This is a genomic window from Streptomyces sp. NA04227 (assembly GCF_013364195.1).
Lineage (GTDB): Bacteria > Actinomycetota > Actinomycetes > Streptomycetales > Streptomycetaceae > Streptomyces.
On sequence record NZ_CP054918.1, the window covers coordinates 7,127,236 to 7,152,419 of the forward strand.

Annotated in this window: 19 protein-coding genes; 9 read left to right on the forward strand and 10 right to left on the reverse strand. The window is 70.3% G+C overall.

All coding sequences use genetic code 11. The annotated features are described in order from the left end of the window. The first annotated feature begins 87 nt into the window (after positions 1-87). The 7 genes from HUT18_RS30085 (at position 88) to HUT18_RS30115 (ending at position 10,264) form a co-directional block, all read left to right on the forward strand. Complete coding sequence (locus HUT18_RS30085) at positions 88-816, forward strand: siderophore-interacting protein (protein ID WP_176103682.1); 729 nt, start codon at positions 88-90, stop codon at positions 814-816. 388 nt (positions 817-1,204) lie between these two features. Continuing rightward, the gene (locus tag HUT18_RS30090; protein WP_303246565.1) at positions 1,205-2,059 is read left to right on the forward strand and encodes an AfsR/SARP family transcriptional regulator; all 855 of its coding nucleotides are present in this window, start codon (positions 1,205-1,207) and stop codon (positions 2,057-2,059) included. Between the two features lie 466 nt (positions 2,060-2,525). Beyond that, entirely contained in the window at positions 2,526-4,217 is a 1,692-nt protein-coding gene (locus HUT18_RS30095; protein ID WP_176103684.1) for an AMP-binding protein, read from the forward strand. Between the two features lie 112 nt (positions 4,218-4,329). Next, complete coding sequence (locus tag HUT18_RS30100; RefSeq protein ID WP_217710525.1) at positions 4,330-4,764, forward strand: thioesterase family protein; 435 nt, start codon at positions 4,330-4,332, stop codon at positions 4,762-4,764. Positions 4,765-4,781: 17 nt separating this feature from the next. Beyond that, a complete protein-coding gene (locus tag HUT18_RS30105; protein ID WP_176103686.1) occupies positions 4,782-6,344 on the forward strand; it encodes a class I adenylate-forming enzyme family protein in 1,563 nt (520 codons plus the stop codon). Positions 6,345-6,362: 18 nt separating this feature from the next. Further along, the gene (locus HUT18_RS30110; protein WP_303246566.1) at positions 6,363-8,669 is read left to right on the forward strand and encodes an anthranilate synthase component I; all 2,307 of its coding nucleotides are present in this window, start codon (positions 6,363-6,365) and stop codon (positions 8,667-8,669) included. Then, the gene (locus HUT18_RS30115; RefSeq protein WP_254878875.1) at positions 8,648-10,264 is read left to right on the forward strand and encodes an MFS transporter; all 1,617 of its coding nucleotides are present in this window, start codon (positions 8,648-8,650) and stop codon (positions 10,262-10,264) included. Before HUT18_RS30110 ends, HUT18_RS30115 begins: the two co-directional genes overlap by 22 nt. A gap of 132 nt (positions 10,265-10,396) precedes the next feature. Here the strand turns inward: HUT18_RS30115 and HUT18_RS30120 are convergent, their stop codons facing one another. Then, positions 10,397-12,184, reverse strand: a complete 1,788-nt coding sequence (locus HUT18_RS30120; protein ID WP_176103687.1) for a PKD domain-containing protein — start codon at positions 12,182-12,184, stop codon at positions 10,397-10,399. A gap of 182 nt (positions 12,185-12,366) precedes the next feature. Beyond that, entirely contained in the window at positions 12,367-13,872 is a 1,506-nt protein-coding gene (locus tag HUT18_RS30125; protein ID WP_176103688.1) for a trypsin-like serine protease, read from the reverse strand. A 410-nt stretch (positions 13,873-14,282) separates the two neighbouring features. Here HUT18_RS30125 and HUT18_RS30130 point away from each other — a divergent pair, with 410 nt between their 5' ends. After that, positions 14,283-17,171 carry an AAA family ATPase gene (locus tag HUT18_RS30130; protein WP_176103689.1) on the forward strand — a complete coding sequence of 963 codons (2,889 nt, stop codon included), beginning with the start codon at positions 14,283-14,285 and terminating at the stop codon, positions 17,169-17,171. 167 nt (positions 17,172-17,338) lie between these two features. Here HUT18_RS30130 and HUT18_RS30135 read toward each other — a convergent pair whose 3' ends face one another. The 3 genes from HUT18_RS30135 to HUT18_RS30145 all read right to left on the reverse strand — a co-directional run bounded on the left by HUT18_RS30135 (position 17,339) and on the right by HUT18_RS30145 (position 19,741). Next, positions 17,339-18,010, reverse strand: a complete 672-nt coding sequence (locus HUT18_RS30135) for an enoyl-CoA hydratase-related protein (protein ID WP_176103690.1) — start codon at positions 18,008-18,010, stop codon at positions 17,339-17,341. A gap of 71 nt (positions 18,011-18,081) precedes the next feature. Then, on the reverse strand, positions 18,082-18,687 hold the full coding sequence (locus tag HUT18_RS30140) for a TetR/AcrR family transcriptional regulator (RefSeq protein ID WP_254878876.1): 606 nt from the start codon (positions 18,685-18,687) through the stop codon (positions 18,082-18,084). 373 nt (positions 18,688-19,060) lie between these two features. Continuing rightward, positions 19,061-19,741: a transglycosylase SLT domain-containing protein gene (locus HUT18_RS30145; protein ID WP_176104891.1), complete on the reverse strand. Its 681-nt coding sequence runs from the start codon at positions 19,739-19,741 to the stop codon at positions 19,061-19,063. Positions 19,742-20,317: 576 nt separating this feature from the next. Between HUT18_RS30145 and HUT18_RS30150 the strand changes: the two genes are divergently transcribed. Next, entirely contained in the window at positions 20,318-21,088 is a 771-nt protein-coding gene (locus HUT18_RS30150) for a class I SAM-dependent methyltransferase (RefSeq protein ID WP_176103691.1), read from the forward strand. A 51-nt stretch (positions 21,089-21,139) separates the two neighbouring features. Here the strand turns inward: HUT18_RS30150 and HUT18_RS30155 are convergent, their stop codons facing one another. Genes HUT18_RS30155 through HUT18_RS30175 form a run of 5 tightly spaced genes read right to left on the reverse strand, consistent with a single transcriptional unit; the run spans position 21,140 to position 25,182 of the window. After that, positions 21,140-22,018: an amidohydrolase gene (locus HUT18_RS30155; RefSeq protein ID WP_176103692.1), complete on the reverse strand. Its 879-nt coding sequence runs from the start codon at positions 22,016-22,018 to the stop codon at positions 21,140-21,142. Further along, positions 22,015-22,326 (reverse strand): L-rhamnose mutarotase, encoded by a 312-nt coding sequence (locus HUT18_RS30160; RefSeq protein WP_176103693.1) that lies wholly within the window; start codon positions 22,324-22,326, stop codon positions 22,015-22,017. Before HUT18_RS30160 ends, HUT18_RS30155 begins: the two co-directional genes overlap by 4 nt. Then, positions 22,323-22,970 (reverse strand): lactate utilization protein C, encoded by a 648-nt coding sequence (locus tag HUT18_RS30165; RefSeq protein WP_176103694.1) that lies wholly within the window; start codon positions 22,968-22,970, stop codon positions 22,323-22,325. The genes HUT18_RS30160 and HUT18_RS30165 overlap by 4 nt, the downstream gene beginning before the upstream one ends. After that, positions 22,967-24,448 (reverse strand): LutB/LldF family L-lactate oxidation iron-sulfur protein, encoded by a 1,482-nt coding sequence (locus HUT18_RS30170; protein WP_176103695.1) that lies wholly within the window; start codon positions 24,446-24,448, stop codon positions 22,967-22,969. The genes HUT18_RS30165 and HUT18_RS30170 overlap by 4 nt, the downstream gene beginning before the upstream one ends. After that, entirely contained in the window at positions 24,445-25,182 is a 738-nt protein-coding gene (locus tag HUT18_RS30175) for a (Fe-S)-binding protein (protein WP_176103696.1), read from the reverse strand. The genes HUT18_RS30170 and HUT18_RS30175 overlap by 4 nt, the downstream gene beginning before the upstream one ends. Positions 25,183-25,184: the final 2 nt, after the last annotated feature.

Below are 25,184 nucleotides of genomic sequence, written 5' to 3' on the forward strand. Positions count from 1 at the left end.
CCCCCGAAGTGGCCGCCGTATGGCTGGTATCGATCCGTAAGTTAGGTTAACCTAACCTAAGAAAGTTGGAGCGGGGAGGAGACAGGCATGGGGCACGGTTGGGAGGGCGCGGTCCTCAAGTTGATGCGGGGCAAGGACTTCGCCTTCACGGTGACGGGCAGCGAGCAGATCACCGAGAACTATCTGCGGCTGCACTTCATCGACGGCGGCATGCTGCGCGCCACCGGGGTGCACCCCACGATGTGGGTGCGCCTGTGGTTCCGTCACGAGGGGAAGCCGCATCAGCGGGCCTACACCCTGGTCGATCCGGACGCCGCCGCGGGCACGTTCAGCCTGGAGTTCGCCCTGCACGACGGTCCGGCGGCGAACTGGGCCCGGGCCGCGAAGGAGGGCGACCGTATCGAGGCGACGGTGCAGGGGACCGGGTTCACGGCGCCCGAACCGAGGCCCGAGCGGATGTTCGTGATCGGCGATCCGGCCTCACTGCCCGCCATCAACTCCCTGCTCGCCTCGCTGGACGGCACTCCGGCCACCATCTGGTTCGAGACGCCGGAGGACTCCGACCGCGAACTGCCGTTCCGCGTCGACCCCGTTCAGCACGAGCTGCATCACGTGGAACGCAAGGACGACGGCGCCCACCTGGTCAGCACCGTCAAGGCGGCCCTGCCCTCGCTCCTGGCGGACCCCGCGAACGCGTATGTCTGGATCGCCTGCGACGCGACCACCACGCGCACCCTCACCGGCTACGTCCGCAAGGAACTCGGCGTCCCCAAGCAGCGAGTGAACGCACTCGGCTACTGGCGCGCCGCCGCCTGAGACCCGAACCGATGCGGCGCCCCGTCCGTAAAGGGCGGGCGCCGCATCGTGTTTGTTTTGGCGGACTCGATGTTTTCCGGGCCGGTGTCACGGTTGCCAGTCATGCAAAGGAGTTTTTTGGACTTTCTCCGAGCTGGCGGAGGGCAGGTGCGAGGGTGAGAAACCTTCCGGCCGTCCTTTTCTTCCTTCGCCCTCGCGAGGAAGCGGAACTAGAGATTCAATCGTGAATGCTTGAGGGATCGCCGGTGCCGTACGTACGCTCCCGTGTGGACGATTCAGCAAGCTGGAACTGGCACAAATTTCGCTCAGCGGAGGCTCTGGAGGGGACGCGCGGGCATGGGGTCTTTCTTTATTTCGCCTCCGGTGAGACTTCCCGGAAGGTGTCACGATGGAATTCGCCATACTAGGATCTCTGCGTGTTACTGAGCAAGGGGCGTCGTATGCGCCAACGGCCCCGAAACAGCGGCAGCTACTCGCGCTGCTGATCATGAGGGTCAATCAAGTGGTGTCCTGCGATCAGTGCATCGACGAACTCTGGGGCGGCGTTCCGCCGAACAGTGCCCTTCCGACGCTGCACTCGTACGTCCTGCAGTTACGTCGTCGCCTCAGACACGCGCCGAGCGCGTCCGCTCCCCAGGATGCCCGCCGCATTCTGGAGACCAGGGGTGGCGGGTACTCGCTGGTCGCGGGGGACGAGCAGTTGGACCTCAAGAGTTTCCTCCGGCTCGCGCGTGAGGGGCGGGCGGCGCTGCATCACAACGACGCGCTGGCCTCGGACAAGCTCTCCGAGGCGCTGGACCTCTGGCACGGCCCGGGCCTGTCCGACGTACCGCACGGCCCCCTGCTGCGAAACCACGTACTCGCCCTCGAAGAGGAACGGGTCACCTTGCAGCAACAGCGCATCGGCGCCGACCTGCGCCTTGGCCGGCATCACCAACTTCTAGGTGAACTACGCGGGTTGAGCGCCGAGCACGTGACCCAGGAAGGGCTGCACGCACAGTTCGTGCTGGCCCTCTACCGGTCGGGCCGCCGTACCCAGGCGCTGGCCGTGCTGCACGGACTGCGACAGGTCATGCGCAATGACTTCGGTCTGGATCTCTCGCCGCGGATGCACCGCCTGCACCAGGCGGTGCTCGCCTGCGACCCGTCCATCAGCGTCCTCGCGCAGACGGACGCCGTCCTTGTCAGTGAGGTGGGCCGGACCGACCTGGGACCCAGGACCGCGGACGCGGCCGCCGTGTAGCTCGTTCACTCTCCCGTGCGCTCTCACCTCCTCGGCGCGCGGAGAACCCGACAACGGTGGCTGATTTCCCACCAGAATGACTGGCCGGTCAATAGCGGTTGCAGTGTTTGAACACCAATGGTTACGGCGCGTGCGTGCGCGATTGATACCCCCGGTGCTGCCCCGGCAGTGCCGGGGGTTGTTTTTTGTGAGACGGCCTGGTGTTCCGATAGAGGATCTCTGATGAGCCTTTGACTCACCGAATCGGCGCGGAACAGGATGACGTCACCTCAGGGCAGAACCTGCTGCGCTGTCTGGTCCTTGAATGCCCGTTCGGCGATACCGGGCATTCGTTATCGGGGAGCCGCACGATTCAGCACTCGATTCAGCACTCGCTTCAGCAGTTGATTCAGTACTCGCTTCAGCGCTCAATTCGGCGCGCGATTCGGCACTTGAGCTCGTCCATGAGCATCGGAGAGGTCGACCAATGACGGCAGCCTTACCGCACAGAGCCCCGCTCACCGCGCATCAGGACACGTTCGTACTCGACAACATGCCGACGTTGTCGGAGCAGCCCGAATTCCGCTACACCCTGCCCGAACTCCAGTACCCGGAGCGGGTCAACTGCGTCACGTCCTTCGTCGACCGCTGGGCGGCCGAGGGCGACGCCGCCGCGCGCACCGCCGTCCTGTCCTCGGACGGCACCACCTGGTCCTACCGGGACCTGGGTGAGGCGGTCTCCCGTATCGCCCATGTGCTCACCGACGACTTGGGTCTGGTCCCCGGCAACCGGGTCATGCTGCGCGGCACCAACAGCCCGGTACTCGCGGCGGCTTGGCTGGCCGTGATCAGGGCCGGCGGTGTGGTCATCACCTCGCTGCCGCTGCTGCGGGCGAAGGAGATCACGTACGTCCTCGACAAGGCGAACGTCGACCTGATCCTGTGCGAGGAGGCACTCGCCGAGGAGCTGAACCTGGCGCTGAAGGACCGTCCGGTGGCGGAACAACCGCGGCTGATGTTCTACGGGGGTGCGCCGGGCGCCGGTCTCCAGGCGGCGATGGCCCGCAAGCCGACGTCCTTCGCACCCGTCGACACGGTCCGCACCGACCCGTGTCTGATCGCCTTCACCTCCGGGACCACGAGCGTGCCCAAGGCCACCGTGCACACCCACCGGGACGTGCTGGCGATCTGCAACACCTTCCCGCGCCGGATGCTCGACGTCCGCGAGAGCGACCGGTTCATCGGCTCGCCGCTGCTCGGATTCACCTACGGTCTCGGCGGGCTGCTCCTGTTCCCGCTGTACTACGGGGCTTCGACGGTGCTGCTGCACCACGGATCGCCGAAGATCATGGCGGGCGCCATCGCGGAACACGGTGCCACCATCTGCTTCAGCGGCCCCACCGCGTACCGCATGATCGCGGCCGACGTTCCCGACGCGGACCTGTCCTCGCTGCGTGCCTGTGTCTCCGCGGGGGAGGCGCTGCCGGTGGCCACCCGTGCGATGTGGCGCGAGAAGACGGGCATCGACCTGATCGACGGCATCGGCGCCACCGAGCTGCTGCACATCTTCCTCACCATGCCGGGCTCGGAGGCCCGGGAGCGCCCCGGTGCTCTGGGCCGCCCGTTGCCCGGATACCAGGCCGTGGTCCTCGGCGAGGACGGCGAGCCCGTACCGCCCGGACACGTGGGACGCCTCGCGGTGAAGGGCCCGACCGGTTGCCGCTACCTCGCCGACGAGCGGCAGCGGGACTGGGTCAAGGACGGCTGGAACCTCACCGGCGACTCGGGCTGGACCGACGAGGACGGTTACTTCCACTACCACGCGCGCTCCGACGACATGATCGTCTCCGCGGGCTACAACATCTCGCCGGTCGAGGTCGAGGACGCGCTGCTCGCCCACCACGGTGTGCGGGACTGCGCGGCGATCGGGGTGCCCGACGAGGAACGCGGCGCGATCGTCAAGGCGTTCGTGGTCCTGGCCGAGGGCTTCACCCCCGGCGACGAAACGGCCCGCGAGTTGCAGCGGTTCGTGAAGGACCACATCGCGCCCTACAAGTACCCGCGGGCCATCGAGTTCCGCACCGAACTGCCGCGCGGGGACACCGGAAAGCTCCGCCGTTTCGTACTGCGTGAATCCGAGGAAGAGCAGAGGAGTGTGATGCCCCATGTCACCAAATGAGCCTTCACCGAATGAGTATTCACCAGATGAGGCGTCTTCGGGCCCACCGTCGTCGACCGATGGTCCGGCGAGTCGACCGCCGCTCGGTGAACCGCCGTCGGGGCCCTACTCCGTGGATCGGCTGATTCGGTTCCAGCACTGCGACCCGGCGGGAATCGTCTTCTACCCGCAGTACCTGTTCATGCTCAACGAGGTGCTCGAGGACTGGTTCGAGGAGCACCTCGGAATCGACTACGCGGGAATGTTCACCACGCGCCGGATCGGTATTCCCACCATCCGGCTGGAGTGCGACTTCGTGGGTCCGAGCCGGGTCGGTGACCGGGTGCGTTTCTCCCTGGATCTGCGTCGCATCGGAAAGTCCTCGTTCGAACTCCACTACCTGTGCGCGGGGGTGGAGAAGAGCGATGTGCGCGTGCGCATGCGCGCGGTGCTCGTCTTCATGTCCCTGACCTCGCACACCTCCGTGCCGGTCCCCGAGGACATCCGCGCCGCGATGGAGCGGTGCCTGAACCCCGCCACCGACCCGTCCGCCGACGGTGCCCGATGACCAAGGAGAACGCGACTGTGACCACCCGACTCCTCGGCAACGAACAGCTCGGTGCCGGCAACGCCTTCCCCTTGGCCTGCGCCGACGAGGAGCTCGCGCGGAGCGTGGTGCTCGAACTCGACCGGTCCTACACCGACCACGAGGGCAGGCTCCACGACTCCCTGACGCTGCCCCAGCTCGACCGGATCACCGATGCCCTCGCCGCCGGGTACTGGCGGGACGGAATCCGGCCCAAGGACCCCGTCGCCGTCTTCCTCGAGGAGAGCGTGCGCTACCTCGTCCACTACGTGGCGCTGAACAAGATCGGTGCGATACCCGTCCTGCTCAACAGCCTGATGCCGTCCGACCTCGGGCAGAAGTTCATCACCCGCGTCGGCGCCGTCGCGGTGGTCTCGGACCGTACCCGTATCCCCACCGGCTTCGAGGGGCCGCGGTTCTACGAGAACGACCCGTTCGGCGAAGGGGAGTTCCGGCGCTTCGTGCACACGGAGAACGACCCCGTCCTCATCGCGCACACCTCCGGCACCACGGGTGTCCCGAAGGCCGTCCAGTTCAACCACGGGGGCTTCTTCTTCGGCATCCGTCAGCAGATCGGGGCGGACCTCGGCGAGCGCATCCTCTCCGTACTGCCGCAGAGCCACGGCTCGGCCATCTCCGTACTGATGTCGGCAGTGGTGCGCGGCAGCAAGGTGCTGCTCGCCACCCAGCGCGGCGCGAGTGCGCTCGCCGACTCCATCGAGCGGTTCCGCCCCAACCTGGTCGCCGCGTTCCCCAAGACCTTCGTCGACCTGTGCCGACTCGACCTGGACGCCAGGGACTTCGACTCGGTGGCCCGCTGGATGTGCACCGGGGACGCCAACCACGAGCAGCACATCCGCAAACTGGTCCGCCAGGGTACGCACATCGACCGCGAGGGCAGGAAGCAGAGCGGCTCGCTGTTCATCGACAACTTCGGCTCCTCCGAGTTCGGCTTCGCGATGTTCCGTACGATCCACACCCCGACCAGCAACCGCTACGGACGCTGTATCGGCCGCCCCTTCGGCTGGATCGACGTCGAGCTCTTCGACGACAACGACGAGCCCGTCGGCCCCCGTACCGTCGGCCGCCTCGCCCTCAAGTCCCCGACCGTGACCTCCGGTTACTGGAACAACACCCTGCTCAGCGAGAAGAACAGGGTGCGCGGCTACTGGCTGACCGGTGACGTCGCCTACCGGGACGAGGACGGCCTCTACTACCACATGGACCGCACCGTCGACTACATCACCACCGGGGACGGCGCCGTCTACAGCGCCCAGTGCGAGGAACTGATCCTCGCTCGCTTCCCCGAGGTCTTCGACTGCTCCCTGGTGGCCGTCGCCCAGGCGTCCGAGGGCACCGAGGCACCGCTGGTGCTCACCGCGGACCTCGCCGAGCAGGCCGTGGACACCGAGGACCTGCTGCAGCGGATCAACGAGGCTCTCGGTGAGAAGGGCCTGCCGAAGATCCGGACCATCCGGACCGAAGGTTTGGGCGAGCACGTCGGCCTCACCGGCAAGTCCCTCAAACGCACCATGCGCGACGCCCTGGCCGACCAGGTCTGAGCCCGGCAACTTTGGACAGTGGGGGGAAAGTTGAAGTCGCTGACGAGCACTGGGCACGTCGGGCTCGATCCGCGTGGTGCGACGTCGCGGTGGCGTACCGCCGCGGGCGTCGAGGTGAGGCGCGAGACACGGCAGTGGGAGACCGACGCCGCCACCGCCCGACGGGAACTGGAACTGGCCCTCGACGAGCGGCGCGGCATGCTGCGGATGCGGGGTGCCGGACGGGCCGTGGGCTATGTCGACCCGCCGCTGGAAGTGAGCGTCCGCGGTCGGCTGCTGACCGTGCGTGCCCTCAACGCACGCGGCCGGGTGCTGCTGCCCGCGTTGCGCCCGGCGCTGGAGAAGTCCCTGCTGCGGGTGGTCTGTTCGGTCGAGGAGGTGCGGGGGCAGGCGCCGCCGCCCGGGGAGGACTTCGCCGAGGAGGACCGCACTCGGCACGCGGGCGTCTTCACGGCACTGCGCGGGCTCGTCGCGGCGCTCGCCACCCGCGAGGACACGCTCCTTGGCCTGTACGGCGCCTTCGGCTACGACCTCATCTTCCAGATGGAGCAGATCGAAACGCACCAGCGCCGAGGCCCGGACGACCGCGATCTGGTGCTCCATCTGCCCGACGAGATCCTGGAGTTCGACCTCGTCGGCGGCCGAGCGCTGCGCCACCGCTACGAGTTCCGAACCCAGGACGAGGACACCGAGGGGCTGCCGCGCGAGGGCGAGGCGCTGCCCTTCGTCCCAGGCACCCCCGACTCCGCACGCGACCACGCGCCGGGGGAGTATGCCGAGGTGGTGCGGCGGGCCATGCCGCACTTCACCGCCGGTGACCTCTTCGAGGTGGTGCCGGGCCAGTCCTTCAGACGGGCCTGCGCCGAAGCGCCGTCCACGGTCTTTCGCCGCCTGTGGGAGACCAACCCCGCTCCGTACAGCCTGCTGATGAACCTCGGCGAGGGCGAGTATCTGGTCGGAGCCTCGCCGGAGATGTTCGTACGGGTACGCGGCGACGGTGCGCCCGGCGCCGAACGCCTGATGGTGCAGACCTCCCCGATCAGCGGCACCATCGCCCGGGGCCGGGACGCGCTGGAGGACGCCGCCCACATCCGCCGGCTCCTGGACTCCGTCAAGGAGGAGTCCGAACTCACCATGTGCACCGACGTCGACCGCAACGACAAGGCGCGGGTGTGCGTTCCGGGCAGCGTGCGGATCACCGGGCGACGGCAGATCGAGCTGTACTCCGCACTGATCCACACGGTGGACCGGGTGGAGGGCGAGATCGCACCGGGCCGGGACGCGCTGGACGGTTTCCTGGCCCATCTGTGGGCCGTCACCGTCACGGGTGCGCCCAAGATCGCCGCGGTGGAGTTCCTGGAGCGCGCGGAGCGCTCGCCGCGACGCTGGTACGGCGGCGCCGTCGGCAGCATCGGCTTCGACGGCGGTCTCGACACGGTGCTGACCCTGCGCACCATCCAGCTGCGCGACGGAGTGGCCACGGTACGTGCGGGCGCGACACTGCTGCACGACTCGGTCCCCGAGGCCGAGGAGGCCGAGACCGAACTCAAGGCCAAGGCCCTGCTACGGGTCCTCGACCCGCAGCGACCTCCGCTCCCCGAGCTCTCGGCTCCGGTCGAGCGAAGGGACCCCGACGAGCAAGGGGTGCCCCATGGGGCACCGCTCGCTCCCCGGCGTGTGGGCGAAGGACTGCGCATCCTGCTCGTCGACCACCGCGACTCCTTCGTCAACTGCCTCGCGGACTATCTGCGGCAGACCGGTGCCTCGGTGGGCACCTACCGCAGCGGGCGGCATCTGCCGGTCATCGAGCGGGAACGTCCCGATCTGCTCGTCCTGTCACCGGGGCCCGGCCGCCCCGCCGACTTCGCGCTGCACGAGACGCTGGACCTCGCCGAGAAGTGCGAACTGCCCGTCTTCGGCGTGTGTTTGGGGCTGCAGGGTCTGGTGGAGTACTTCGGTGGTGACCTCGGCGTCATGAAGGAGCCGATGCACGGCAAGCCCTCCCGGGTGCACGTCACCGACGAAAGCTCCGCGCTGCTCACCGGGCTGCCGAGAACCTTCGAGGTCGGCCGCTACCACTCGCTGTACGCCAGACCCGAGGCGCTGCCCGAGCAGCTGCGGGTCACCCTGATCACCGACGACGGCATCCCGATGGCCGTGGAGCACACCGAACGCCCGCTGGCCGCCGTGCAGTTCCACCCCGAGTCCCTGCTGACCCTGGCCGGGGCGGTCGGGCAGACCGTGATCGACAACGCGGTCTCCGCCCTCGCCCGCCGTCCCGGGACGACCCGTGGAGAGCCGTCGTGCCCGGTTCGGACTCGCTGAGCGCACCGGGCACCGCCGCCCGTTCCGGGCCCGCGCCGTCCGGGGGATCCGGGGCCACCGGATCCCCCGGGGCCGCGCCGCGCGGGCAGCGGCGGCGCGCGGTCCTGGCGCTGATGTGTATCTGCGCGATCGTCATCCAGTCGCTCGTCGCCGCGATCAACCTCGCGATCGCGGCGATCTCGGCGAGCGGCCTGAAGCCGAGCTCCACCGAGATGCTGTGGATCGTCGACGCGTATGTCATCGTCTTCGCCAGCCTGCTCATCCCGGCCGGGGCACTCGGTGACCGCTGCGGTCGCAAGGGCGTACTGCTCACCGGCGTCGGCGTGTTCGGCGTCGGCGCACTGATCAGCGCCCTGGCCACCGACGTGCCCGTACTCATCGCGGGCCGCGGCCTGGCCGGTGCGGGCGCGGCGCTGGCGATGCCCGCCTCGCTCTCGCTGCTCGTGCACGCCACACCGGCCGAGCGACGGCCCTCGGCGATCGCCAGTTGGAGCGCCTCGGTCGCCCTGGGTGGCATCGTCGGCAACGCGGGCGGCGCCGTCGTCCTCCAGACGCTGCCCTGGCAGGGCCTGTTCTGGTGCTACGTGCCCGCGAGTGCGCTGCTGCTCGTCGTGGTCGCCCTCCTCGCACCCCGGCCACCACGCGGTACGGCCGCACTGGACCTCGTCGGCACGCTGCTGCTCGTATCCGGCCTGGTGCTGCTGCTGTTCGGCATCATCGAGGGCCCCGAGCGCGGCTGGGACTCACCCGTGGTCCTGGTCGCCCTCGCCGCGACGGCCGCCCTGCTCACCGTGTTCATCCGCTACGAACTGCGCGCCGCGCACCCGCTCCTGGACCCCAGGCTGCTCAAACTGCCCGCGGTGCGGGCCGGTTCCCTCGGTGTCGCGGCCGCCTTCTTCGGCATGTTCGCGCTGTTCTTCGTCAACGCGCAGTTCCTCCAGTACGTGAAGGGCTACTCGCCACTGCGCGCCGGTTTCGCGATCGTCCCCATGGCCGTGGGGATGGGCATCGTCACCCAGGCCAGTGTGGGCTGGGCGCGGCGCTTCGGATCGCGGGCCGTCGTCGGCACCGGGCTGCTGCTCCTGGTGGCCGGTCTGCTGCTGCTCTCGACCGCGACCGGAGAAACCTCCTATCCCGTGTACACCACCTACCTCATGCTGCTGGGGCTGGGCTCGGGCCTCACCATGCCTCCCCTCTCCGCGGGTCTGCTCGCCGCGCTGCCCGGACCCCGCGCCGGGATGGGCTCGGGACTCAACGCCGCCGCCCGCGAGTTGGGCGCCGCGCTGGGCATCGCCTGTGTCGGCACCGTGCTCAGCGCACAGTTCACCGACCGGCTGCCGGGGGCCCTCGCCGGTCACGACCACTCCGCCTCCCAGGCTCTGCGGGCGGCGGCAGCGGGCGGCGACCGGCTGCACACCGCGGCGCTGGACAGCTTCACCCGCGCCGTGGCGGTCGGCTACCAGGTCACCGCGGCAGTGCTCTTCGTCCTCTCCCTGCTGGTGCTCTTCTGGCATCCGGCGGGGGCGTCAACCGGCGTACGTGGTGAGGCGGTTGGGCCGGAAGGCCACGGTGGGCGGGACAGTCCGGGTGGCTGACGTCGTCGTACGGCCTCGGTGCGTGCACCGTATGTCTGCGGGCACATGCCGAAAGGCCAGGCACTGAACAGGTGCCTGGCCTTCGGTCGTTCACAGTGTCTGGTTACGAACTCCGGTTCCGCCTAAGGGTGTTCAGCCGCTGAAGCAGAAGGCGCGTCCGCTGAAGTCCCAGCATTGGATCTGCTTGCTGGTGGTGGCCGTGTTGCCTGCCTTGTCGGTCACGGACAGTTCAGCGGTGTAGTTCTTCTGGCCTGCCGGGTAGGAGTGCGTGGCCTTCACTCCGGTGCCGGTCTTTCCGTCGCCGAACTTCCAGGCGTACGAGGCGATGTCGTTGTCCGTGTCGCGGGACTGCGAGGCGTCGAAGTCACAGGCCTCGTACCAGCAGGAGACGGAGAACGCGGGGGCGGGCGGCTGGCCGGTGGGGGTGCCCGCCTGGACGGTGTGGGTGACGGTGCCCTTCTTACCGGCGTCGTCGGTCACGGTGAGAGTGACCTCGTAGGAACCGGCCTTCTGGTACGTGTGCGTGGGGGTGGCGCCTGTGCCTTCGGTGCTGTCGCCGAAGTTCCAAGCGTAGGAGGCGATCTGTCCGTCGCCGTCCTTGGAGGCAGAGGCGTCGAAGCTGCAACTCGGCTCGGTGGTCGAGCAGTTCGGAGTGAAGGCAGCGGTGGGTGTGCCGGGGTCGGCGGGCGTGCCGAGCTTGGTCACGTCCAGGAACTTGTTCGGCGAACCCGAACCGGGGTTGGTGACGACTCCGGACCGGGCGGCGGCGACTACCGCGTCCGTGGCCTCCGTTGCCGAGGCTCCGGGGTGGGATTCCAGGTACAGGGCCAGGGCCCCGGCGCCGTGCGGCGACGCCATGGAGGTGCCGCTCATGTTCGCGTTGCCCGTGTCGGACTGGTGGCTCGCGGAGGTGATGTTGCCGCCGGGGCCGAACAGGTCGATGCAGCGGCCGTAGTTGGAGAAGCTGGAGCGGCCGCCGTTCTGGTCGGTCGAGCCCAGGGTCAGGGCCTCCGGTGTGTCACCGGGGGAGGTGCCGCACGCGTCGGTGCCGCTGTTCCCCGCCGCGACGGCCGCCGGGATGCCCGCTTCGACGGCGCGCTTGGTGGCGTCCCGCAGACCTTGTGGGTCGGCGCCCGCGCCGCCGGAGGTCAGGCTCATGTTGATGACGGCGGGCTTCTTCGCGTTCTTCACCACCCAGTCCAGGCCCGCGATGGTGTCGCTGTCGGGGCCGTTGCCCGAGCAGTCAAGGACCCGCACGGCGACCAGGTTCGCCTTCTTGGCGACGCCGTACTCCTTGCCCCCGACAGTGCCCGCCACATGGGTGCCGTGCCCACTGCAGTCGGCGGCGTCGCTGTCGTCGTCGATGAAGTCGTAGCCGGAGGAGGCCCGGCCCTCGAAGGTCCGGTGCGAGAAGCGGGTGCCGGTGTCGATGACATAGGCCGTGACTCCGCTGCCGGTGCCTGGGTAGGTGTACGTCTTGTCCTGGGCACCGTCCACCGCGTCCAGACCCCAGGACGGCGGACTGGGCTGGGTCCCGCCCTCGGCGGCGTGCACCATGAGCGACTGCTGCACGTACTCCACCGCAGGGTCGGCGGCGAGCCGGGCCGCCTGCCGCTCGGACATCTTCGCGGCGAATCCGCGCAGCACGGCGCTGTAGACATGCTCGCCCGTGCCGCCGTATCGGTCGAGCAACTCACGTGCCTGGCCCGCGACTTGGTCTTCGGCGGCGAGAGCGGGGGAGGTGCTTCCCTTGAGGGAGACGATGTACTCGCCCTCGATGGCACCGGGGGCACCCGCGTTGATCACGGCGCCCTCGCTCGCCTCGGCCGGACCGCCGCTCGCCGTCACCAACGCCGCGGTGGCGGCGAGGGCGGTGAGAGAGGCGGACAGCAGGCGACGGGTGTGGTGACGGTTGTTCATCGGCGGCCTTCCGTCGGATGGCGACGCCACGGTGGCATCGCCGCGGTGGTGGCGTTCTCGGGGTCGGTTCGTCCAGGTGGGCGAACCAGGGGAAAAGGGAGGGAAGTTGAGGGCGGCTCGGACACCGTGGGAGAGGGTGCGGGCGGGAGGGAGCCGGGTCGCCCGCCCGCACCTGTCCGGGTTCAGCCGCTGAAGCAGAAGGCGCGTCCGCTGAAGTCCCAGCACTGGATCTGCTTGCTGGTGGTGGCGGTGTTGCCGCCCTTGTCGGTTACCGACAATTCGGCCGTGTAGTTCTTCTGGCCTGCCGGGTAGGAGTGGGCGCTCTTCACACCCGTGCCGGTCTTTCCGTCGCCGAACTTCCAGGCGTACGAGGCGATGTCGTTGTCCGTGTCGCGGGACTGCGAGGCGTCGAAGTCACAGGCCTCGTACCAGCACGAGACCGAGAACGCGGGCGTCGGCGGCTCGCCCGACGGCTCCTCGACACCGGCGTGGACGGTGTGGGTGACCGTGCCCTTCTTCCCGGCGTCATCGGTGACAGTCAGGGTCACCTCGTAGGAACCGGCCTTCTGGTACGTGTGCGAGGGAGTGGCGCCCTTGCCTTCGGTGCTGTCGCCGAAGTTCCAGGCGTAGGAGGCGATCTGGCCGTCGCCGTCCTTGGAGGCGGTGGCGTCGAAGCTGCAACTCGGCTCGGTGGTCGAGCAGTTCGGGGTGAAGGCGGCGGTCGGGGCACCGCTGTCGGGCAGTTGGGTCTTGACCCAGTCACCCATCTCGTTGGTCAGCCGTCCCCAGGCGCCGTAGCTGTTGCAGCCGGTGCGCACCCAGGAGGCCACCCCGATGACCACGCCGTCCACCACGAGCGGGCCGCCCGAGTCGCCCTGACAGATGCCGTCGTGGCCGTCGGCGTACCCGGCGCAGACCATGTAGGCACCGTTGAAGCTGCCGAAGGAACCGCAGGTGTTCTGCCCGTCGACCACGGGCAACGAGGCCTTCTTCACATGGGCGTTGGTGTTCTCGCCGTCGCTCACCCGGCCGTAGCCGATCGCGGTTCCGGTCTTGCCGGGCTGGGACAGCTCGCTGTCGGCCGAGGTGGCGAACTTCGCGTACTGGCCGTCCTTGACCGGGATGTCCTGCTTGGTCTGGACGACGGCCACGTCGTAACCGGTCTGCCAGCCGTTCGGGGACTGGTACTTGGGGTGCTGGGTGTACGACTCGACCTCGATCTTCGTGCCGCCCTCGGGCTTGGTCAGGTCGTCGGCGCCGTAGTAGAAGGACTTGGTGCCATCGCCGTCCTTGCAGTGCGCGGCGATCAGGATGGTGCGCGGCCCGATCACCGAACCGGTGCACGTCTGCCCGAGCGGGCGCGGCCCGCCCTCACGCAGCGCGGCGACGATGTACGGGTACTCGGCGACCGTGGTCTGCTCGCCGCCGATGATCTGCGCGTGCGGCCCCTCCGGCACCTGGAGCGTGTCCGTCGGATTGACCGCGTCGGTTTCGGGGCCGGGCGTAGCCGTCTGGGCCCCGGCCGTCGCCAGTGGCGCGCTCAGCAGCACCGTCGACGCCAGGACGGCGATCCCGCCGAGCCACTTGCCCGCCTTTCCCGCCCGGCGCACTCCTGTTTCACCGCGGTCGCTTCGCGCCGTTCCACCGGGTGCCGCGCCGCGTTCTCGTCCGTCACTTCGTCGTCTCATGGCCTGCCTTCCTCTTCCGGGTGAGGGCCTGGACGGCAGGCGCTTTCCGCCAGTTCGGGCCGGGACCCGAGAGGTGGGGTGGGGCGGCGGTGGGGTGGGGGCGCCTGGTGCCAGGGGAGTCGCTCGGACGTTAGAAGGGCCACGGGGGCCGAACAATCCGCGATGCGATCCGTAGTGCTACTCAAGATTTGCGGTGGCGCGTGCGGGGATTCCTCGAGTGGGCCACTACGGGCGGTCCGGCGCCGAGGGACGAGTTCCGGCCAGGGCGCGCTCCTCGGGCGGTGGTGCCGCTGCGCGATGTCTTGCCCGTGACCGCACCTCCAAGTACGTTCACACGTCAATCGCCACAAGGGCGTGGTGACATCGTGCCGCGGGCGGGATCAGGCGTTCCGTACGGCTGGGAGCCACAGATGACCACTTCCCTCCTCCGCCGCTCGGGAGCCCCGGTTCTGGTGGGCCGCGAAACGGAACTGCGCAGACTCGTCGAGGCCATGGGCCGGACCCCTTCGGTCACCTTCGTCGAAGGTGAGGCGGGGATCGGCAAGACCCGGCTGATCCACGAGGCGCTGGACCAGCCCGAGGTGCGGGGCCGCCGCATTCTGACCGGAGTCTGCCTTCCGCTGCGCGAACCCTTCCCGTACGGGCCGGTCTTCGACCTGCTGCGCCGTGTGGAGGGGCGCGTACCCCAGGGCCTCAACCCGGTGTGCGGGGCGCTGCGCCCCTATCTGCCCGAGCTCGCCGGTGCCCTGCCGCCCGCCCCCGAGCCCCTGACCGACCACCGCGCCGACCGGCACCGGCTGTTCCGCGCGGTGCGCACGCTGCTCGGCTCTCTCGGCGACGCCGTGGTGGTCGTCGAGGACCTGCACTGGGCGGACGACGGGACCCGGGACCTGGTCCGCTTCCTGGCCGACGATCCACCGGCGGGCACGGCCGCGGTCCTCAGCTACCGCCGCGAGGACCTGCCCGGCGGCGGCCTCCCGCTCGGCCGCGCCTACCGCAACGCCCCAGGTACCACCGCCCTGTTGCTGCCGCTGCGGCCCCTGGACGTGTCCGCCGTACGCACCCTGACCGCCGCCATCACCGGCGACCGGCAGGTCCCGGTCGCACTCGCCACCGAACTGCACGCCCGCACCGCCGGGATCCCCTTCGTCGTCGAGGAGATGGTGCGCGCGCTCGACGGTGCCGGCACCAGGACCGCCGACGGCAGCGCACCCGAGACACTCGACGCGCTGGAGGTGCCCGCCCTGCTCCGGGACGCCATGGCCGACCGGATGACCGGGCTGAGCCCGCACGCCGTGGCCGTGGTCCACGCCGCGGCGGTGCTGCGCATCCCGGCGGGCCAGGAACTCCTCGTCCAGGCCGTCGGCGGCGACCCGTCCGAGGCGGAGCGCGGAATCCTGGAGGCACTGCGCGCGGGTGTGCTCTACGACTGCGGCGACGACCGCTACGGCTTCCGGCACACCCTCGCCCAGCAGGCCGTCTACAGCGCACTGCCCGGCGTGGACCGCCGCCGTCTGCACCGCGGCGTCATCGCGGCCCTGTCCGCCGCCGACCGGCCGCCCACCGTCCAACTCGCCTACCACGCGCAGCAGTCCGGCGACGCCGACGCCTGGCTGCGCTACGGCGGCGCGGCAGCCAGACAGGCGGGCGAGATGGGCGACACCGCCACCGCGGTGGAACTCCTGGAGGCCCTGCTCTCCGACCCGCGGCTGCCCACGCACGACCGCGCGGCCCTGGCCACCGAACTCAGCCGCGTCGCCGTGATCGGGCTCGCCCACCGCCGCGCCGTCGCCCTGCTCCGGCGGGTCATCCGGGACGGCGGGCTGCCGGACGCGGTACGCGGCGAGATCCGGCTCAACCTCGGTCTGCTGCTGAGCAATCAGGCGGGCGCCCACGACGAGGGCCGGGCGGTCACCACCACCGCGGTCGGCGAGCTCCAGGCCCGCCCGGCGCTCGCGGCGCGCGCCATGTCCGTCCTCGCCATGCCCAACTGGGGCGAGGACCCCTACGCGGTCCACCACGACTGGATCCAGCGCGCCGAGCGGCTGGTCGCCGACGAACAGGACCTCGCCCTGCGGCTCGCGGTACGCGGCAACCACCTGGCCCTGCGCATGTCCAGGGGCGAGCCCTCGGCCCGCACCGAGGCCGAGACCGTGCTCGCCACCGGCCGGTCGACACCCGAGCGGCTCCAGATCGCCCGGCTCTGCGGCAACCTCGCCGAAGCGGCCACCTGGCTCGGCCACTTCGAGGAGGCCGAACAGTTCCGGGTACGCGGCCAGCGGCTCGCCGAGGAGTGCGGGGCGCCCTTCCTGCAGGGCGTCATCGACGGCACCGCCCTGCGGCTCCAGTGCCACACGGGCCACTGGACGGGTCTGGCCGACCGGGCCCGGGAGGTCCTGGACATGGTCGAGGACGTCTCCGGGATCGCGGCGGACGCCCACCTCGTCCTCGGCCTGCTCGCCGTCGCCCGAGGCGAGTGGGAGGAAGCCGCGACCGAACTGGGCGCCGCCGCGCTCGACGACCCCGCCAACGCCCCGGCCCCGATACTGGCCGCCGCCTCCGGCGCGCTCGTACGGGTGCACACCGCGCGCGGCGAGACCGACGCCGCCTGCGCCGAGTCCGAGCGCGCCCTGGACCGGCTGCGCCGCAAGGACATCTGGGTCTGGGGCGCGGCCCTGGTACCCGCGGCGGTGGCGGCCTACGTACGGGACGGCCAGGACGCGCGGGCCGCCGCCGTACTCGCCGAGTTCACCGACGGCATCGCGCAGGCGGACGCTCCCCAGGCCGCGGCCGCACAGCGGGCGGCACGCGGCACCGTGGAGGCCGCGGCCGGACGGCACGAGGAGGCGGCCCTCTCGTTCGAGGGGGCCCGGAGCCGCTACGCCGCACTGCCCCACCCCTACGCCGCGGCCCGCGCCCACGAGGCCCGGCTGAGATCCCTCATCGCCGCGGGCGACACGGACGCCGCCGCCGAACTCGCCCCGCTCGCCGAGCAGTTCACCGCACTCGGGGCCACCAGGGACGCCGCGCGCTGCCGACGTGTACTGCGTGGCAACGGTGTCATGACACCGTCCCGCCGCGGCCGACGCGGATACGGCAGCCAACTCTCCCCGCGTGAAACGGAAGTGGCCCGCCTCGTCGCCCTCGGCCGCACCAACCGCGAGATCGCCGCCGTCCTGTTCCTGTCGCCCCGCACCGTCGAGCAGCACGTGGCCAAGGTCCTGCGCAAACTCGGCGCCTCCTCCCGCGAGCAGATCGCCGGACGGGAGGATCTCTCCGGACCTCCGCAGGACGCCTGACACGTGTTGCCCGACGCCCTCGCCGCGACGGCTGAACGGCCTTGGCGAAGACCGGAGTTCACAGCCCGGCACTGTGAACGACCGAAGGCCAGGCACCTGTTGGGTACCTGGCCTTTCGTTGTCCGCCCGCGGATCTACGGGGTACGTACCGAGGTCGTACGGCGACGTCAGCCGAGCGGGTTGACGGTGTCGCGCAGGGCGGCCAGCGCGGGCGCGTACATGCGGGCCTTGATGGTGCCGATGGTGTCGCCCACCCTGTTCACCTGGGCCTGGGCGAGCTCGATGGCCGTCGAGCGGACGGCGTCCTCGGCGACGGCCTGGTCGACGATGCCGGCGGCAGCGGCGTCCTCGCCACCGAAGCGGCGGGCGACGACCATGGCCTCGTGAGCGGTCTGCGGGCTCAGTCGGCCCTGGATCAGGGCGGACATCCCGGGCGTGAAGGGGATGTTGATGTCCGCCTCGGGCAGGCACCAGTAGCCGCGGTCGGCACGCATGACGCGGAAGTCGTGGGCCAGGGAGAACATCGCACCGGCGGCGAAGGCGTGGCCCTGGAGCGCGGCCACGGTGATCACCGGAAGCGACAGCGTCCGAGCCAGCAGCTGGTGGACGGAGACCACGTACTCGTGGTGCTGGTCGGCGTTGGCGAACAGCCAGTCCAGGTCGAGGCCGTTGGAGAAGAACTTGCCGGTCGCGGCGGTGACCAGGGCGCGGGGGCCCTCCGCCTTCTCCACCTCGTCCAGGGCTGCGTCGACCGCGGCGATCCAGTCGGGGTGGAAGCGGTTCTCGGTGTCCCCGATGTCCAGGACGAAGACGTTGTCGTGGCGCTCGAGCGTGGGCATATCGGCTCCCTGAAGGTGGGTGTGGGCGGGGTGAGTTGGGACTGGGTGGGTCGGCATGGGGGCTGGTCCGGTCACTGTCGAAGGGCGGTGTCCGGCGGGCTCCGCAGTGCGTGGATCAGCAGGTCGTGGATCTCGGCGGCGGCCGACTCCAGTGCGGCGGGGCTCTGTTCGGCGCGGCACATGACCACCGCGCCCTCGACCGAGGCGATGATGAAGGAGGCCAGCCGCCTGCCTCGTTCTTCGGGCAGGCCGTGCCGGGTGAGCATGACCGCCAGTGCCTCCTGCCAGCGGGCGAACACCACGCCCGCCGAGCGGCTCAGGTGCGGGGCCTCGTCGTTGGTCTCCACGGCCACGGCGACGATCGGGCACCCGGCCCGGAAATCGCTCGCCACGAGCTGCTCGCGCCAGAGCGCGAAGAACGTGTCGACCGCCCCCACCGGATCGTCGGCCTGTGCGGCGGCGTCGATCAGCCCGGCGATCAGGTCACCGGCGAACGCCACCGCCTCGTCGATCAACTGGGCGCGCCCACCGGGGAAATGGTGGTAGACCGAGCCCCGCGGGGCGCCGCTGTGCGCCAGTACCCGGTCGATGCTCGTCCCGGTGGCGCCGTACTCCCGCAGCAGCGCCGCGGCGCTGAGGACCATCCGCTCACGGCTGTCGCTCTTGCGCGGGCTCATGGGGCCACCGGCCCGCCGGTGGTGCGGTGTGCGGACACAGGGCCGCCGATCGCGCGCCGGTGCATGCCGAACACCGCCCTTCCTCGGCTCCGGGACGAGACGTCCTCAGCGGGTACTGGGGTACTGGTGAGTAACTTATGGCGCTCCGCATAGAACCTGCAAGGGGGTGCGGGTCGGTGTTCCTCACACGGCACGGGAGGTGGCGACGGGTGGCACTGCCTGCCGTTGCCGTCGTGGCACCCGTGGCATGGCCGAAGGCCGACACCTGGTGGGGTGTCGGCCTTCGGTGTGTGGCTGTGTCGCTTGGTGCCGTGCCGTGCCGTGCCGTGCCGTGCCGTGCCGTGTGGCTGTGGTGGCGTGGTGTCGGTGTGCCTTAGTAGGCGCTGTCGACGTTGTCCATGGAGCCGTATTTGTCGGCGGCGTAGTTGGCGGCGGCGGTGATGTTGGCGACGGGGTCGTAGATGTTCTTGGGGGTGCCTTCGACGTGGTAGGCCTCGAAGGTCGGGGGGATGACCTGGAGGAGTCCCTTGGAGGGGATTCCGTTCTGGGCGTTGATGTCCCAGTCGTTGATGGCCTTGGGGTTGCCGGAGGATTCGCGGAGGATGTTGCGGTGGAGGCCTTCGTAGGAGCCGGGTATTCCCTTTTCCTTCATGATGGCGAGGGATTCGCGGATCCAGCCGTCGAGGTTGTTGGCGTAGGTGCGGTGGGTGGAGCGGTTGGCGGCCTGCTTCTTGCCTCGTTCGGCCTTGGCCTTGGCGGCGGCCTTCTTGGCCTTCTCAGCCTTCTCGGCCTTTTCCTTCTTGGCGGCGGCGGCCTTCTTCTGTGCGGCGTCCTTCTTGGCGTCGTCGGTCTTGACGCCGAGCTTTTCGGCGACGCTGTTGATCTTCTGGTCGTCGGTGGCGTGGGGGCCGGTGGTGCTGGTGTGGGTGTCGACGGTCTTGGTGGTGGCGACCTTGGTGCTGGCGGCGGGGGCGGCGTCGGTGGTGGTGTTGCCGCCGGTGGTGGTGAGGCCGAGGGTGAGGGCTGCGGCGCCGAGGGTGGCGAGGCCGGTCATGGTGTACTTCTGGGCCGTGGAGAGGTCCCGGGCGTAGGCGGTGGTGGCCGTGGTGGCCTGGCGTGCCTTGTCCTGGGTGTAGGTGGTGGCCTTGGTGAAGTGCTTTCCGAGACCGTGAATCGTCGTGTTCTTGGGCATGGGGGTGACCTCTTCTGTGGTGCGGAGGAGGTCGCTCTCAGTCCGGGGGACGGTTCCGGCGTAAACGGCCTGGGGTGTTTTCCCAGTGGCGCCGAGCGACGTGAACCAGTTTTAGGGGCGGGTTTTGTGGTTGGCAAAGGTGTGAGCTACGAAGGTGTTTAGTGGGGACTGGGGTGGTCGAAAGTCCCGGGACTGTCCTGGGTGCTCGGTGGTTTTGGGGGGTGTGGCCACTAGGTGGGTTCGTACGTGACGTGGGTTATATGTCGGGGCTCACATTCGGGCCCTTGACCCCTCACTTTCCGTTCCCCGAATTTCGCACGCAGTGAAGAAAATCCGGGGCCGTGGGAGAAACGAAGAGGGAGGGCCGCCGAGGCGTGCGCTCGCTGGGCGGGGGATAAGCGCTCGCGAGGCCGAGAGGGCTTCTGGAACGCTCGGCCCATGACCGGTATCCGTTCGTTCGAAGAGCTCGTTGCCGAGGGCGAGGCCGCCCCCACCGAAGGCTGGGACTTCTCCTGGTTCGAGGGCCGGGCGACCGAGGAGCGGCCCTCATGGGGCTATCAGCGGTCCATGGGGGCGCGGATGGCCGGGGCGCACGCCGCGCTGGACATCCAGACCGGTGGCGGCGAGGTGCTTGCCGGGGTGCCCGAACGGCCGCCGCTGTGTGTGGCGACGGAGTCGTGGCCCCCCAATGTCGCCAAGGCCACGGCGCTGCTGCATCCCCTGGGCACCGTGGTGGTCGCCGCCCCGGACGAGCCGCCGCTGCCCTTCGCGGACGGCGCCTTCGACCTGGTGGTCAGCAGGCACCCCGTCACGCCGTACTTCGCCGAGATCGCCCGTGTCCTACGGCCCGGTGGTACCTACTTCGCTCAGCATGTCGGCCCGGCGAGTGCCTTCGAACTCGTGGAGTACTTCCTCGGTCCGCAGCCGGAGGAGGCACGAAACGGCCGCGACCCCGGCCGGGAGCGGGCACTGGCCGAGGCCGCGGGGCTGGAGATCGTCGATCTGCGCACGGAGCGGCTGCGGATGGAGTTCCACGGCATCGGGGCGGTCGTGCACTTCCTGCGCAAGGTGATCTGGATGGTGCCGGGCTTCACGGTGGCCGCCCACCGGCCCCGCCTCCGGGAACTCCACGAGGAGATCCTCGCCCGCGGCCCCTTTGTGGCCCACAGCACACGCACCCTGTTCGAGGCGAGGAAGCCCACCGCGTGAGCCGGTCCGGTCAGTCCCGCCCCCGCCCCGTCCAGAGGGCGCGCGCGGCGCTCACCCCGAGCCCAGGCCGTACACGCGGGTCGCGGTCGCCCCGAACACCGCGTCCCGCTCGGTGGAGCTGAGGCCGGCGGTGAGTTCGCGGGCGGAGGCCAGGACCTCCCCGTAGGACGCGGCAAGAGTGCACACCGGCCAGTCGGAGCCGAACATCAGACGGTCGGGGCCGAATTCGGTGAGGGCGGTTTCCACGTACGGGCGCAGGTCCGCCGTGGTCCAGGACGTCCAGTCGGCCTCGGTCACCAGGCCGGAGAGCTTGGCCGTGGTGTTCGGCAGGCTCGCGAGGCGGCAGAGGTCCGCGGCCCAGGGGGCGTGGGTTCCCGCGGCTACCGGGGGTTTGCCCAAGTGGTCGAGGACGAAGAGCAGTTCGGGTACGGCGAGTGCCGCGTCGACGGCGGCGGGCAGCTGGCGCGGAAGGATCACCAGGTCGTGGACGAGTCCGGCGGCGGCCACCGCGCGCAGCCCGCGCAGTACGTCGGGGCGCAGCAGCCAGCGCGGGTCGGGCTCGCCCTGCACCTGGTGGCGAATGCCTACCAGGCGGTCACCGCCGGGGAGTTCGCGCAGAGCGGCGAGGCGGTCCTCGATCGCGGGGTCGGTGAGGTCGGTCCAGCCGACCACACCGGCCACCGGGGCGGCGCCCGCCGGAGGGTGGGCGGCGAGGTGGAGGAGTTCCGGGGTCTCGGCGGCCACGGTCACGGTCTGGACGACGACCGTGGCCTCGACCTCGGCCCCGGCGGCGGTGGTGTCGGCCGCCAGGTCGCGGAGGGTGAAGTCCCGTCGCAGCGGGGCCAGTTCGGCTCCGGTGATCCAGCCCTGGTCCCGGACGCCGAGGTCCCAGACGTGGTGGTGTGCGTCGATGAGGGGCACTTGCGTCACAGCTCCCAGACCTGCGGCAGGCCCGCCGAGGATCCCTCGGCGGAGTAGTCGTGCACGACGTCGAGCAGCTCGGCCATCCGCGCCTGCCAGGCGACGTTGACCGGCAGCCCCTCCAGTTCGGCGAGCAGCCGTGCGTAGTCCTCGCAGTCGATCACGTGGAACAGGTCGGTGCCGCTGCGCCAGATGGTCCAGGAGCGGGCCCCGGCGGCCCGGATGGCCTCGGTGAGTTCCGCGGGCACCTCCCGGTGGGCCTGTTCGTACTCGGCGACGCGGTCCGCTCTGACCTTGGTGTGCAGTGCCACTCTCATGTCGCGCCGTCCTCTCCGGTGATGACGACCACGTCCAGGTGCCGGGGCCCGTGGACGCCCTCGATGCGGTTCAGTTCGATGTCGCTCGTGGCCGAGGGCCCCGAGACGAAGGTGAGCGGCCGGTACGGGTCGAGCAGCCGCAGTGCCTGCGGCACGTCACCGGCGATCCGCGCGGCCTCGACCACGCACAGATGGTGGTCGGGCAGCAGCGTCAGGACACGGCGGCCCTGGCCCGGGCCGCCGTCCAGCACCAGGGTGCCGGTCTCGGCGATGGCTGTCGCGGCGGTACTGAGCACCGCGTCGGCGCCGTCCAACTCCGCGACGGAGAGCGGGGGTTGGTCGCGCAGCCAGGTCAACTCACCTGTCGGGAGCCACTCCTGGGGAAAGCCCTCCGGCAACACGACGCGGTGCGCCCCGCGTTCGGAGAGCAGGCGGCCGACCACGTGGGGTGCCTCCGCCGCCGTACAGGTCTCGATCCGGGCCCGGTAGTCCGCCACCCGCTCGGCGAACAGGGCGACGAGATCGCCCCGGGCATGGCTGTCCCGGTAGGCGCGCGGCACCTCGACGTCCTCGGGACGTTCGTCGCCCGGCACCTCGGCCAGGGCACCGCGCACCCGGCGCAGAATCGTCTCGCGCGAGCTCATCGCTCCTCCTCGTCCGTGCCGCCTTCGGTCCGCTCCCACCAGGCGCGGAAGGACTCCCTGGGCGGCACCGGGGCGTCGCGGGCGTCCGACCAGCCGGACAGCGGGCCGGGCAGCCTGCTCACCGTGTCGCCGAGGAACCGTCCGCCCAGGCCCGCCGCCTTCTGTGCCGCCGCCAGCCGCCCGGGCGTGGCGAACACGGCCGCCGCGGCCTTCATCACCAGGGCCTCGGCCGAGGGCACCTTGCGCCGGGCCCGTCGCGACTCCACCGCCTGCGCACGCAGGTGCGTGAGCACCTCGGGGATATCGATCTTCACCGGGCAGGCGTCGTAGCAGGCGCCGCAGAGCGTCGAGGCGAACGGCAGTGAGGCGGCGTTCTCCACGCCGACGAGCTGCGGGGTCAGTACGGCACCGATCGGTCCCGGGTAGACCGAGCCGTACGCGTGCCCGCCGGTGCGCTCGTACACCGGGCAGACGTTCAGGCAGGCCGAGCAGCGGATGCAGGCCAGGGCCTGGCGGCCGGTCGCGTCGGCGAGGGTGGCGGTGCGGCCGTTGTCAAGCAGCACCAGATGGAACGTGCTCGGCCCGTCGCCCTCGGTGGTGCCCGTCCACAGCGAGGTGTAGGGGTTCATCCGCTCGCCGGTGGAGGAGCGCGGCAGCAGCTGGAGGAAGATCTCCAGGTCGGAGAAGGCGGGGACGACCTTCTCGATGCCCATCACGGTGATCAGGGTCTCGGGCAGGGTCAGGCACATCCGGCCGTTGCCCTCGGACTCCACCACCGCGACCGTGCCGGTGTCCGCCGACGCGAAGTTCGCCCCGGACACGGCCACCTTGGCGCGCAGGAACTTCTCCCGCAGGTGCAGCCGGGCCGCCTCGGCGAGGGCCGCCGGGTCGTCGGTGAGGTCCTCGGGCGCAGGGCGTCCGTAACGGCCCATGGCAGCGGTGAAGATCTCCCGGATCTCGGCGCGGTTGCGGTGGATGGCCGGGACCAGGATGTGCGAGGGCCGGTCGTCGGCGAGCTGCACGATCAGCTCGGCCAGGTCGGTCTCGTAGGCGTCGATGCCCGCCTCGGCGAGGGCCTCGTTGAGGCCGATCTCCTGGGTGGCCATCGACTTGACCTTGACCACCTCGCGCTCGCCGGTCTCGCGCACCAGGCGGGTGACGATCCGGTTGGCCTCCTCGGCGTCGGCGGCCCAGTGCACCTGGCCGCCCGCGCGCACCACGGAGGCCTCCAACTGCTCCAGGTAGTGGTCGAGATGGCGCAGCGTGCGCCGCTTGACGGCCTCGCCCGCGGTCCGCAGCTCCTCCCAGTCGTCGAGCTCGCCGGTGACGGCGAGGCGGCGCTCGCGGATCGTGCCGGTGGCACGGCGCAGATTGCTCCGCAACTGTTCGTCCCGGAGCAGCGGCTTCGCCGCCTCGGGGAACGAGGGCGAGCCGAGCCAGACCACGTTGGTCCGCTGATGGGCCCGTTGAGAGGTCACCGGTCCTCCTCGGTCGAGGCGAGGATCTCCGCGAGATGGACGCTGCGCACGCCGCTGCTCAGCCGCGTGAGTCCGCCGCCGATGTGCATCAGACACGAGTTGTCGGCGGCCGAAAGTACCTCGGCGCCGGTCTCGCGTACACAGGTCATCTTGTCGGCGAGCATCGCCGTGGACGTGGCGGCGTTCTTCAGGGCGAAGGTGCCGCCGAACCCGCAGCAGGACTCCGCCTCGGGCAGCTCCACCAGGTCGATGCCGCGCACCTCGCGCAGCAGCCGCAACGGCCGGTCGCCGGAGCGCAGTCCGCGCAGCGAGTGGCAGGTGGGGTGGTAGGTGACACGGTGCGGGTAGTACGCGCCCACGTCGGTCACCTTCAGTTCGTCGACCAGGAACTCCGACAGCTCGTGCACGCGCGGCACCACCGCGTCGACGGCCTCGCGCAGCGCGTTGTCGCCGTACTGCCGTGCCACCACCGGGAATTCGTGCCGCACCATCCCGACACAGGACGGCGAGGGGGCGACCACGGCCTCGTAGCCGCCGAAGACCTCGGTGAAGCGCCGCAGCATCGGCACGATCTCGGGCCGGTAGCCGGTGTTGAAGTGCATCTGGCCGCAACAGGTCTGCGCCGGAGGGAAGTCGACCTCGTGGCCGAGCCGCCGCAGCAGCCGTACCACCGCCTTGCCGGTCTGCGGGTAGACCGTGTCGTTGAAACAGGTGAGGAACAACGCGATGCGCATCC

Coding starts and splice junctions, on each gene's coding strand:
- HUT18_RS30120 (WP_176103687.1), bottom strand. CDS start 12,184: ATGAACAACCGTCACCACACCCGTCGCCTGCTGTCCGCCTCTCTCACC.
- HUT18_RS30160 (WP_176103693.1), bottom strand. CDS start 22,326: ATGAGAGTGGCACTGCACACCAAGGTCAGAGCGGACCGCGTCGCCGAG.
- HUT18_RS30145 (WP_176104891.1), bottom strand. CDS start 19,741: ATGACCGGCCTCGCCACCCTCGGCGCCGCAGCCCTCACCCTCGGCCTC.
- HUT18_RS30165 (WP_176103694.1), bottom strand. CDS start 22,970: ATGAGCTCGCGCGAGACGATTCTGCGCCGGGTGCGCGGTGCCCTGGCC.
- HUT18_RS30135 (WP_176103690.1), bottom strand. CDS start 18,010: ATGCCCACGCTCGAGCGCCACGACAACGTCTTCGTCCTGGACATCGGG.
- HUT18_RS30090 (WP_303246565.1), top strand. CDS start 1,205: ATGGAATTCGCCATACTAGGATCTCTGCGTGTTACTGAGCAAGGGGCG.
- HUT18_RS30130 (WP_176103689.1), top strand. CDS start 14,283: ATGACCACTTCCCTCCTCCGCCGCTCGGGAGCCCCGGTTCTGGTGGGC.
- HUT18_RS30150 (WP_176103691.1), top strand. CDS start 20,318: ATGACCGGTATCCGTTCGTTCGAAGAGCTCGTTGCCGAGGGCGAGGCC.
- HUT18_RS30140 (WP_254878876.1), bottom strand. CDS start 18,687: ATGAGCCCGCGCAAGAGCGACAGCCGTGAGCGGATGGTCCTCAGCGCC.
- HUT18_RS30085 (WP_176103682.1), top strand. CDS start 88: ATGGGGCACGGTTGGGAGGGCGCGGTCCTCAAGTTGATGCGGGGCAAG.
- HUT18_RS30175 (WP_176103696.1), bottom strand. CDS start 25,182: ATGCGCATCGCGTTGTTCCTCACCTGTTTCAACGACACGGTCTACCCG.
- HUT18_RS30095 (WP_176103684.1), top strand. CDS start 2,526: ATGACGGCAGCCTTACCGCACAGAGCCCCGCTCACCGCGCATCAGGAC.
- HUT18_RS30125 (WP_176103688.1), bottom strand. CDS start 13,872: ATGAGACGACGAAGTGACGGACGAGAACGCGGCGCGGCACCCGGTGGA.